Raw genomic sequence first — 10,669 nt, 5'->3', positions numbered from 1 at the left:
TTTGGCGATGGGGGAAAGACGGCCATAAAGAAGATTCATCTTCGGTTCGTCAACCACTTTTTTCAAAAAACTTTCAGAAGAACAAATTTAGTTTCGCGTTCGCCTTTTGGCGACCAGCGGAAGGTCGTGGAAGCTAGGCTTTTAATTTGTTTCGTCAATAAAAGAGTTAAACTTTTTTGAAGAAAAAATTAGCCGAATCACTAACCCTATTAAGAACATAATCACCAACACTTAGTTGGGATTCCTTCTCCGCTTGAAGCTTGGCGCTTCAGGCGAAAGGTGGTGAAAGCTACCGGAGCAATTTCAGTTGGCAAGTAAAAAGTTTCAACTTTTTAATTTCTCCGAAACCTGCTCGTAACGAACCTTTTAAAGAACATTTGAATCGCTACCCGAAGGCGGCTTTTCAAACTCCCTTCGAAGCGGCGCTTCGTGGGAAAGGTTGCAGACACTGGCAGGAAATTTTCGGTTGGCAAGAAAAAGTTTTAACTTTTTTTCAACTTTCCAATTTCGCTCGTGCGAGACCTTTTAAAGAACATTTGAATCGCTACCCGAAGGCGGCTTTTCAAGCTCCCTTCGAAGCGACGCTCCGTGGGAAAGGTTGCAGACACTGGCGGAAAATTTCCGGTTGGCAAGAAAAAGTTTTAACTTTTTTCAACTTTCCAATTTCACTCGTTAGAGACCTTTTAAAGAACATTTGAATCGCTACCCGAAGGCGGCTTTTCAAGCTCCCTTCGAAGCGGCGCTTCGTGGGAAAGGTTGCAGACACTGGCGGAAATAAATTGGTTAGCAAGAAAAAGTTTTAAGTTTTTTTCGCGCTCAACTGAGCTCCTAGATAAACCTTTAAAAGAACATTTTCGCTTCCGACCGGCGAGGCCAGTCATCAGGGAAAGATGACGGAAGCTAAGGTTTAGACTCACTTCGGCAAGTAATATTTTAAAAATAATGAAGAAAGTTATCCACAGACCCAGAACCCGCATAAACAAAGCCCTCACGGACACCCTCTTTAGCTAACAGAAGCCATTAGCAACGAACTTCAGCGCCAAACTTTGCCCTTTTTCCAACTAAAGCGCTGGTTTCGTACGCAAAGCAGCCTCGTTTTTCCGCCTCAAAACCATCCCAGTAACGCACCCAAATCCGAAATTTGCCGCGGTTTCTTTCTCCACAGCGGTAGTCAAACGCCCACCAACCAACGATTTAAGTGCGAAAAAACGCCCCTATGCGCGCCAATCCAGCACTTCGGCCTGCGGTTCGCAACGGCCTTGCCAGCGATTCCAGCCCAATTTTACGGCTAATTCGATCTCTTTACCCACGGGCGGTGGACGATTCCCCATTCCCCAGGCTACGGCAGAAAACGGCGCTCCGCTCGTTCCCTGGAAGCGAAAACGCGCGTGGCGACCAGCAAAAACCAAGGGATTATCCGTCAAACGCACACCGCGCAGGCCAATAACCGGCGTTGGGTGCGACTGCCCATACGGTTGCAATTCCTCTAAGGCAGCGACGACATCGCCCCCCAATTGATTCGCATCCAGCCAGGCAGCTATCTCAATTTCCTGCTCCGGCGGCTCGGGAACCACGGTTTGCACCGCATCAGCAAAGGCCGGGCGGAGCTTTTCTACATTAACCGCTTCTAAAGTAACGCCGACCGCCATTGGGTGCCCGCCCCACTCCACAAAGAGCGAGTCGCACAGATGCAGCGCCGCCTGTAGGTCAATCCCCGCCACGCTGCGCCCACTTCCCTTGGCAAAATCACCTTCTCCGCCCAGCGCCAGGCAAGGACGGTAAAATTCCTTTGCGAGCTTACCCGCAACAATCCCCACCACGCCGGGATGCCAATCTTTGCCATAAACCACGAGCCCCGCGGCGTTGCCTTGCGCCAAGGCCTGCTCCCGCGCTTCCTCAAAGATAGCGCGCTCGATGGACTGGCGTTCGCGGTTACGTTCGTCGAGCTCGCGTGCGATTTCCAGGCATTCGCTGTATTCTTCGCTCAGCAAAAGATTCACCGGGACAGCAGCGTCTCCCAGCCGACCACTTGCATTAATGCGGGGTCCCAGGCGGAATGCGATGTCTGTCGTGGCCAGTGGTTGTTCCAACTCAAGACCCGCTACCTGCATCAACGCCAACAGACCAGGGCGCTCCGTGCGGCCCAGGCATTGCAGCCCGAAGCGGGTAAAGATGCGGTTTTCGTCACGCAAAGGCACGAGGTCGGCCACCGTTCCCAGCGCCACGAGGTCTAAATAATCCCGCAAAACAATTTCTTTCGCGGTCGGGTCGCCCTGTTCGCGGAGGCGTTTGACCAGCGCGTGGACAAATTTAAAGACCAGCCCCACCGTGCAACTATCGCCCCACGCTGCCTCGCTTTGGCCGGAAATGTGCGGATTGATCAAAATCGCGTCCGCCGGCGTCTCATCCTTCGACTGGTGGTGATCTATAACAAGAACGTCCACGCCTTGCGCCCGTAGCGAAGCAACTTCCTGCACGGAGTTCGTCCCGCAATCCAGCGCGACAAACAAGTCCGGTTTACCATCGCCTAAAATGCGCTCCAAGGCGGCTTCGCTCAGACCATAGCCTTCATCCAGACGGCGCGGCACATAAAAACGCGGGCTCACGCCGAGTCGGCGGAGGATCATGACCATCAGCGAAGTGCTCGTAACGCCGTCTACATCGTAGTCGCCGACGAGGCAAATTTCCTCGCCTTTGTGCATGGCGTCGATGAGCCGGTCGACCGCTGGGTCCATATTATAGATGGAAAACGGGTCATCGAGGTGCGCCAAACGTGGGTTCAAGTGGCGCTCTGCGTCCTCTGGCTCCAAAAAACCGCGCTGGGCCAGCAGCGTTGCGACAACCTTGGAGACACCCAACTCACGCCTTAGGCGCTTCATAGCTTCTTTGGGTGTGTCAATCGTCCGCCAGAACATGCAAAACTCTAAACGACCAAAAACCCACAACCTTGGCAACGCTTTTGCGAATAGCACTCCCTTCTTTTCTACAACTAAGCTCCTCAAGCCACCACGAGCCCCCGTCAACAAAGACATATAGAGCCCCACCCCTCCCCAAAACCAAGAATCCTCACTGTGCCCACTTGATTTCAAAACGCATTTGAGCGACAATATTACCCATATGCAGCCATACACGTCGACCGGCCCTAAGGGCCATGAGATCCACATTCGCCCCGCTAACGCCGCCGACATTTCCAGTTTGGTCGAGCTCAACAAGAAATCTTACCCGAATCTGGCCGAAGAAAACGTCGTGTGGTGCGAAGGCCACTTGCGCAGCCACCTACGCTATTTCCCGCAAGGGCAGCTCGTGGCCACGGTTGATGGCAAAATCCTTGGCGCGACCTGTAGCCTGATTGTCAATCTGGGCGGCGACCCGCTCCGCCCACACACCTACGCCGGCATCACCGACGGCGGTTATTTCCACAATCACAACCCGCAGGGCGACACGCTTTACGGCGCGGACGTCTATGTAGACCCCGATTCCCGTGGCCTCGGCATTGGCGCTGCGCTCTATGAAGGACGCCGCAAACTCTGCCGCGACCTCAATTTGCGTCGCATTCTGGCCGGCGGCCGCCTGTGGAACTACCGCGAGCACGCCGACAAAATGTCGCCCGAGGAATACGCGCGACGCGTCGTTGAGGGCGAAATGAAGGACCTCGTGCTCAGTTTCCAGCTCCGCGAAGGCTTTGTTTTGCGGGATATCTTAAAAAATTACCTGCCCGACCCCAACAGCCTCAACAACGCGAGCCTCATCGAGTGGCTCAACCCCGACTATGAGCCGCCGGAAGAAGGCCAAACGAGCAAAGTTCGCGTCTCCTGCGTGCAATACAAGGTGCGCGGCATTAAAGATTTCGCCGATTTTGCGGCGCAAACCGAGTATTTCATCGAAACGGCGGCCGACTACGGCAGCGAATTCGTGCTTTTTCCGGAGTTTTTCTCCGTCCAGCTGCTTTCCACGATGCCGAATCTCGCCGCGCTGGAGGGAATTCGCAAACTTTCTGAGCTGACGGACCAATTTATCGAACTGATGTCCGGCCTCGCGCGCAAATACGGCTGCTATCTCATTGCTGGCAGCCATCCGATCCCCGCCAGCGACGACAGCGGCAAGATCTTTAATAAGAGCCTCGTTTTTTCGCCCGACGGCGAGTACATCGCCCAGCCCAAACTCCACATCACCCCTGCCGAGCGCAAATACTGGGGCATCGACGGCGGCAGCGAGCTCTACGTGGTCGATACGCCCAAGTGCAAAATCGGCGTGCAGATCTGCTACGACATCGAATTCCCCGAGGCCACGCGCTACCTGGCCGACCAGGGCTGCGAAATTATTTTCGTCCCCTACTGCACGGACAACCGCCAGGGGCACCTCCGCGTAAAATACTGCGCGCAGGCCCGCGCGATCGAAAACCAGATCTACGTCGTCACGGCCGGTATCATTGGCAATTTGCCCAGTGTGCCCGCGATGGACGTGCACTACGGCCAGGCCGCGATCTACACGCCGAGCGATTTCGAGTTCGCCCGGGACGGCATTCAGGCCATCGCCGATTCAAACGTCGAAACCCTGCTCATCAGCGATCTGGATATCTCCGACCTGCACCGCGCCCGCAACACCGGCGCCGTCCGTCCGCGCTTCGACCGCCGCACGGATCTCTTCGAAATCCGCGCCAAGCTGCAAAACGCCCCCGCGCCACACGCCGACGCGACGAAATCAGTCCCACTGGACCTACCAAGGTAGCACACACACTTTCCCTAGCGCAGCCCCCACCACTAGCGTCGACTGGCTACCCGCTGCTTATCCAACAACTTCGGGTCTTTCTTCAGCAATTGCATGATGTCCGCCGGAGGGCGACGGTTGCGGTAGAGCTGGGCCATGATCTGCATGGCTGGATCGATGTGGCGGAAAAATTTCAAGTAGCTCGGACAGAGGTAATTCAGGCCGAATTCGCCGTCCTTGGTCCACGTGAAGCGGTGCTTTGGGCACTCCCCGTGGCAGGCGAAACGGACGTCGCACTTCACGCATTGCTGCGGAAGGCCGGTCTTTTTGTCCTGACCAAACTGCTTCATCGCGTCGCTATCGACAATGGATCCCAGCGACTGGTTAAGCACATTACCCACTTTGTAGCGCGGGTAAACGTAGTGGTCGCAGGCGTAGACGTCGCCATTGTGCTCGATGGCCATTGCCTTGCCACAAGTCTCACTGAACACACACAGGCCGCCGGGGATGTTAAGCCACTTGCCCAGCGACATGTCGATGATCTGCACGAAGGTCTTGCCGACATCGCGCGTGACCCATCGGTCGAAAATCGAGCACAGGAAGCTGCCGAACTTATGCGGGTCCACCGCCCAGTCTGCCATGACGGGCGGGCGCTTTTCGATGGGCGGGCTACGGAAGTCCGGCGGATGCGCGAGCTGAAGGCCGATGTCGCGCGAATCCTTGTCCGGCAGGCGTTCGACAATGGGGATAAACTGCAAATAGCCGCTGCCTATGTTGCGCAGAAACTTGTAAACTTCCTGCGGCTTGTCGACGTTGCCGGCGTGGACGCAGGTCAGCGTGTTAAACTCGACCTTGTGCTTTTTGGCGAGCTCGATGCCGCGGATGACCTGACCGTAGGACGGGCCCTTTTTCTTGTCGACGCGGTAGTGATTGTGGATGTCTTCCGGGCCGTCGATGCTGATGCCGACGAGAAAATTTTCGTCATGAAGGAACTGGCACCACTCGTCGTTGAGCAGCGTGCCATTGGTCTGCAGGGCGTTTTCAATGGTGCGCCCGTTGGCGTATTGCTTCTGGAATTTGACGACCTTCTGGAAGAACTTCACGCCCATGAGCGTGGGCTCGCCGCCCTGCCAGGCAAAGGTGACATTGTGCTCCGGCTGAGACTCGATGTAGTTGCGGACGTAGGCCTCGAGGGTTTTGTCGTCCATCTTAAAGCGCTCGTTCGATGCGAAGAGGTTTTCCTTTTCGAGGTAGAAGCAGTATTCGCAATCGAGGTTACACAGCGGCCCGATGGGCTTGGTCATCACGTGAAATGGAGCAGACGCTTGCTCGTGCTGGGGACCTCTCGTTAGGCGTTCATCGATTTGGATTCGCGGGCTTTGGGGCATGTGATTCGTTACTGCTTAGATACTATTCTTGCTGATCTTTTTTCTGCTGGGAATTGAGAAGCCCCTGAAAAAGACCACCAATGGCACGGGCGGCTTCTTGATTTTTATTCTGCGGTTGAGACTGATCTGTAGATTGATCAGTGCCAGAATCTTGGGCGTTACTATCAGTAACGCCAAGCGTATTTGTGGCTGAGTCCGCAGCACCGCCCACCAAACCAGTGACGATATTGGGCAAATTACCCAGAATCGTGCTAGCCAGACTGCTGTAATAATCCGGATCAGACAGCGTGCCGGTGATCTGAAACTGCGGTCCAGCCACAAAGCCCTCCTTGTCCGTCGAGGAACCAGCGAGCTTGAGGTCCGAAATCAATTTAAGCTGGTTGCCCTTCGTCCACAGCTGAGCAGCAATGACCATCGGCTGTTCCGTCATCGGGACGTCCTCCTGATAGGTAATCTTGCCCGCGCCCTTAAACTTCATGTTGTTCTTAGAGCTAAGCAGCACGAAGTCATCCAAGTTAACGTTGAGGTTTTCCTTGCGGCTGGCCTCCAGTGAAATCTCGTCGTAGACAATTTCTTCGCTAATGGCGGCCAACATACCATTAACCTGTTGCACGGCCGGATTATTCTTAACGCCAGTCACTCCAAATGCGCTCGTAATATCCGTCACAAGCCCGAGCCCAGCGCCAATGCCCGAGACCGCACTGCCGACTGCGCTGCCTTCGGTGCGTACCACACCTGGTCCGCCTTTGAGCGCTAGGTTGAAGAGCACGAGGTCGCCCAACTGGCCCAGCGTCGGCGCACTGCCCTTGGCCTCACCCTTGAAAGAAAACGGACCAGTGATGCCGGCGTCCTGCGCCTTACCCGTCTTAGTGGTAAGCGTGCCCACTTCGAGCCCCTGTAAATCGATGCTCGTATCAAGCGCATAGGGCTTCGCCACACCAGCAGTGAAATCAATTATCGCCTTGGCGCTGACCGGGGCATCGTTGATCTGCGCTTGCAGCGGCGTGATCCGCAGCGTCTGGTCATTGATTAGCAGTTTACCGACAAATTGCTTGAGCGTCGTCTTTCCATAAATGACCTGCCCGTAAGTTAAATCAAACGTACCGTCATTACCGGCCCAGGCTGCTGTTTCATCTGGTCCCGTAGGCTTCGCGAGTTGCTCAACAACTTCCGGCTGCGCCTCCGAATCACTCGCGATATCAGGATTTTTAAAACCGGCCGCCAATAACTGTAGTTGGTCAATGCTTAGCATGTCCCCGGTCAATTCAACATCGAACTGGTTCTTACCATCGCTGCGATTAACCTTGGCCGAAAGCGCTGCATCACTAACCAGAGACCCTCCTTTAACCGACAGCTTTCCCTTGAGGTCCATCCTATCAGCGCCATCCACAGCACCAACCACTGACAGACTCGCGGTGGAGAGCTGATCGAATGTCTGCTTGAGCGTAAGGTCACTGAGGACGAGTGTAAGATTTAGCCCCAACTCTCCGGCCTGAGGCGTAGTCGTGCCTGCCAATGAGTAATTGCCTCCCGCAAATCCAGCGTAGGGCACCAACACCGGTTGTTCGAGTAGCTTAGCCAGATTACCATTCAAGCTGATGTTGACCGCAGTCGTGTCCGCTGGCGTTTTGGTGTCCTGCACATCAGCCACGATCGCCCCAGTCACCAACTGCTGGCCACCGCTGGCCAAGGATAAATCTTCCAGCTTCACCGTCAGTCGCTCACCGCTAAGGTCCGCCTGAGGCAAAACCGCAATATCGACACGGTTCAAAAGTGGCTTTTCACCCTGCTTCACACTGAGTTGACCAATCTGCAAAGGCTTCGTGCCGACCAAATTAATATCCGACTCACTTTGAGCCGTAATCGACATCCCGGCCGTGATTTCGTCGCCAGATAGAGACGTCCCTTTCAAAAATGGATTCAGCCAAGCCACTGGCAAATTCTGCAGGTCCACAGTCAGCAGCTCACCAGACTGGCCATCAAGCTGCGGCTTGCCATCTACAACCTTGATCGTGAACTTACGCTTGAGCTCCAGCGCAAGCAGCTTGCGGCCGCTGTTGGTAACAAAATGCGCGTCCAGGGTTTCCAATAAAATTTGCCCGGTCTGAAGGGTGGATTTCAAGTTCGCCTTCAGCGTGCCTCCACCCACGTTGGCCAACTCGGGCTTCCACTGGGCGAGGTTGCGCAGATCAAGCTGCAACGTGCCGACCACATCGAATTTCTTCGCTTTGCCGTCGAGTTGGAATTGCTCGTCCATGATCAACGTGAAATCCGGTAAATCCGCACCCATCAGAAATGGCGTCAGCGCCGCACGGTCAACATTAGCCGTCACCCCGCCCACGAGTGACTCCGAGGCAGGCGTAAAAGTGGACTCCAGCTTTGCAAGCTCTTGCCCATCACGACTGACACTCAGTTGATAGACTTCCGTCGCGTCTTTTTTATCCGCCTCCAAAGCAATGGCGAGGCTAGCCGGTTGAGCCAGCGTGCCACCGCTCGCAGATATGTCGCCGTCAAAAGATATGCGGTTTAGCTTTTGCTCTGACGTTTGGTTCAGCTTGATCTCACCGTGCAAGGCGAGCCTTTCAGCGGCGGCGCCGGGTGTCTCATCGAGCAGATCGCCCTTAAGCGTAAGCTTGCCTTCCTGGCCGGGTGCGATGTCTCCGCCGGAAAGCTTGAAGTCCACTTGTCGAGCGGGCAGTAGGGCTTTGCCATTCACGTCAACCTTGCCGATATAGAGCTTCACTGGCACCTCGGCGTTTTCGAAAATGCCGCCAAATTTTGGGGCGCCACCCTCAATTGAAGGCTCAGAAGACTCGCCCTTATCACCACTGGGCTTCATTTTCGTAGTATCGACGAGCAAATCTGAGACCACGAGTTCATCGATGCGGATTTCCTTAGCGAAAACGAAGTCCCACAGCGAATAGGTCAACTGCAGGTCACCGAGTTTCACCAGCGCGCCTGCCTGCTCGATCTCAAGTGCTTGGATGGAGACTTTGGACGTGCCAGCCGAAAGCGTACCGACCTCCACCTTGTCCACCTTACCTTCCATCGTGCTGAGGAAAATGGATTTTTGGAAACCGGGGCGGGTCACGACCACGGCGGCAATGACGCCCACGATGATGAGCAACACGGCGAGGATCAGGATGATTTTGAGAAATTTCTTCATTGAGTAGCCTTGGGTTAAGTCAAAAGGTTATCCACTTCGACAGTTGTCACAAGTTTTGGGTCAAAAAATTAACGCGGCGGCCTCATAAACCACTCGTAAAGAAGCGCTGAAGCGCCCCCTGAAGCAGGCCATTACAACGCGGCTGCCTGGAATGGCAAACTCCCGCCTCCCGCAGGAATTGCAGAAGCGCCGCTGGCGAATCACCCGCCATCCAGTGATGCCACAGACCAAACAAGTCACGTCCGGTCTCAACGGATGCGAGAGGGAGCAAGGCGTCGACCACCAGCGTATCGAGCCGTGGTCCAGTCAAGAAACTGGCCAAAATGCCGTCCGCCAACTCGGCGCGCAAGGCAGTGAAGCCAGAGTTGCGGCGCACGAGTGAGGTCAGCTCGTCTGGATCTGCGTTCGCGCGGAGCCCCGCCCATTGCAGCATGGCCTGAGGCCAGTCCGGGCAATTCGTGAGCAGCGCTTGGTATTGCTCCAAACGGCGGCGTGGATGATTGGCCGGGCGTAGGCCCGCAAGTTTCCAGCGCCCTTGGGCGAAGTCGAACAGCTCGTCTGCCGAATGCTCCACTATCTCCTCCGGCGGAAAATGCTCAGCCAACGCAATCATTGGCGCACGGTTGCGGCGAAAGCCCAACACCTCAAGCATTGCATGATGCAAGGCCAGACGCCAGCCCAAGCGCTCCAAGCGCATCTTGGCGTAGCGGCGCTTTTGCTGCCAACGCTCGAAGGCGAGGTCACGCAAATCAAAAACGCGCGCTTCCGGCGTGAGGCCCAAGTAGAAAGCAAGCAAGTCCACGTGGTCGCGACGCTCCAATGCGAGGAGCGCGTCCTCCATAGCATGGGATTCCAGATCACGGCTGAGTAGGGGCAGCAGCACCAGCACCTCCGGCTGCGCGCCGAGCGAAGTGTAGGCCGGGCGGGAACCGTCGTCGAACACCACCACGTGCAACACCACGCGGCCGAAGTCGTCATCCGCCTCGTGCCCGTGGTCAAACCAATCCCCCGGATAGAAATGTATTTCGATGTCGCCGTCAATTCGCTCGCCGTCGATTTCGATTATGGCATCGCGAAAGTCCGGTCCTTCTTGGAGGTTCCACTGCCCGGGTTTGCGAATAAGCAGACTGCGCCCTCCTTGCGTGCGCAATTTATCATGCATGAAGTCTTGCCGTAGCCAAATGCGCTGCACCACGAGCTCGGAAAGACTCACCGGGCCGAACTCGCCGGGCAGCTCGGCAACTTCCAACGGCGCGCAGGGCTGAGCAGTCGGTAATGCAGTCATGGTAAAGGATAACGTAAGGCATTGTACGGAACCGCCAAGCGCAAAGCAAAGCGAAGGTATGAACTTTTCCGATTTGGAATCAAATTTGCATTAAGGCGAGTCCTCACTTTTATATATCAACAG

At 55.4% G+C, this 10,669-nt stretch carries 6 protein-coding genes; 2 read left to right on the top strand and 4 right to left on the bottom strand.

Annotation, left to right across the window (positions count from 1 at the left end; all coding sequences use genetic code 11):
• The first annotated feature begins 260 nt into the window (after window positions 1–260).
• On the top strand, window positions 261–698 hold the full coding sequence (locus tag RBB62_RS01145; RefSeq protein ID WP_309396186.1) for a hypothetical protein: 438 nt from the start codon (window positions 261–263) through the stop codon (window positions 696–698).
• Window positions 699–1,214: 516 nt separating this feature from the next.
• Here RBB62_RS01145 and recJ read toward each other — a convergent pair.
• Window positions 1,215–2,879: a single-stranded-DNA-specific exonuclease RecJ gene (gene recJ / locus RBB62_RS01140; RefSeq protein WP_309396184.1), complete on the bottom strand. Its 1,665-nt coding sequence runs from the start codon at window positions 2,877–2,879 to the stop codon at window positions 1,215–1,217.
• Between the two features lie 238 nt (window positions 2,880–3,117).
• On the opposite strand from recJ, the gene RBB62_RS01135 reads away from it, so the two are divergent.
• Window positions 3,118–4,728 (top strand): GNAT family N-acetyltransferase, encoded by a 1,611-nt coding sequence (locus RBB62_RS01135; RefSeq protein WP_309396182.1) that lies wholly within the window; start codon window positions 3,118–3,120, stop codon window positions 4,726–4,728.
• Window positions 4,729–4,760: 32 nt separating this feature from the next.
• On the opposite strand, the gene RBB62_RS01130 is transcribed toward RBB62_RS01135, so the two are convergent.
• The 3 genes from RBB62_RS01130 to RBB62_RS01120 all read right to left on the bottom strand — a co-directional run bounded on the left by RBB62_RS01130 (window position 4,761) and on the right by RBB62_RS01120 (window position 10,546).
• Entirely contained in the window at window positions 4,761–6,095 is a 1,335-nt protein-coding gene (locus tag RBB62_RS01130) for an anaerobic sulfatase maturase (protein ID WP_425499877.1), read from the bottom strand.
• A 22-nt stretch (window positions 6,096–6,117) separates the two neighbouring features.
• The gene (locus RBB62_RS01125) at window positions 6,118–9,261 is read right to left on the bottom strand and encodes a hypothetical protein (RefSeq protein ID WP_309396180.1); all 3,144 of its coding nucleotides are present in this window, start codon (window positions 9,259–9,261) and stop codon (window positions 6,118–6,120) included.
• An 82-nt stretch (window positions 9,262–9,343) separates the two neighbouring features.
• Window positions 9,344–10,546 (bottom strand): DUF2851 family protein, encoded by a 1,203-nt coding sequence (locus RBB62_RS01120; protein WP_309396179.1) that lies wholly within the window; start codon window positions 10,544–10,546, stop codon window positions 9,344–9,346.
• Window positions 10,547–10,669 lie beyond the last annotated feature (123 nt).

The sequence above is a fragment of the Cerasicoccus maritimus genome, from assembly GCA_031296935.1.
Taxonomy (GTDB): Bacteria; Verrucomicrobiota; Verrucomicrobiia; order Opitutales; family Cerasicoccaceae; genus Cerasicoccus; species Cerasicoccus maritimus.
The sequence above is the reverse complement of the archived record's forward strand: the minus strand, read 5'-3'. Positions and strand labels throughout refer to the sequence as shown.

Bases quoted from the DNA above. Each gene is read 5' to 3' on its own strand.
- recJ (WP_309396184.1), bottom strand. From the start codon at position 2,879: ATGAAGCGCCTAAGGCGTGAGTTGGGTGTCTCCAAGGTTGTCGCAACG.
- RBB62_RS01135 (WP_309396182.1), top strand. From the start codon at position 3,118: ATGCAGCCATACACGTCGACCGGCCCTAAGGGCCATGAGATCCACATT.
- RBB62_RS01130 (WP_425499877.1), bottom strand. From the start codon at position 6,095: ATGCCCCAAAGCCCGCGAATCCAAATCGATGAACGCCTAACGAGAGGT.
- RBB62_RS01125 (WP_309396180.1), bottom strand. From the start codon at position 9,261: ATGAAGAAATTTCTCAAAATCATCCTGATCCTCGCCGTGTTGCTCATC.
- RBB62_RS01120 (WP_309396179.1), bottom strand. From the start codon at position 10,546: ATGACTGCATTACCGACTGCTCAGCCCTGCGCGCCGTTGGAAGTTGCC.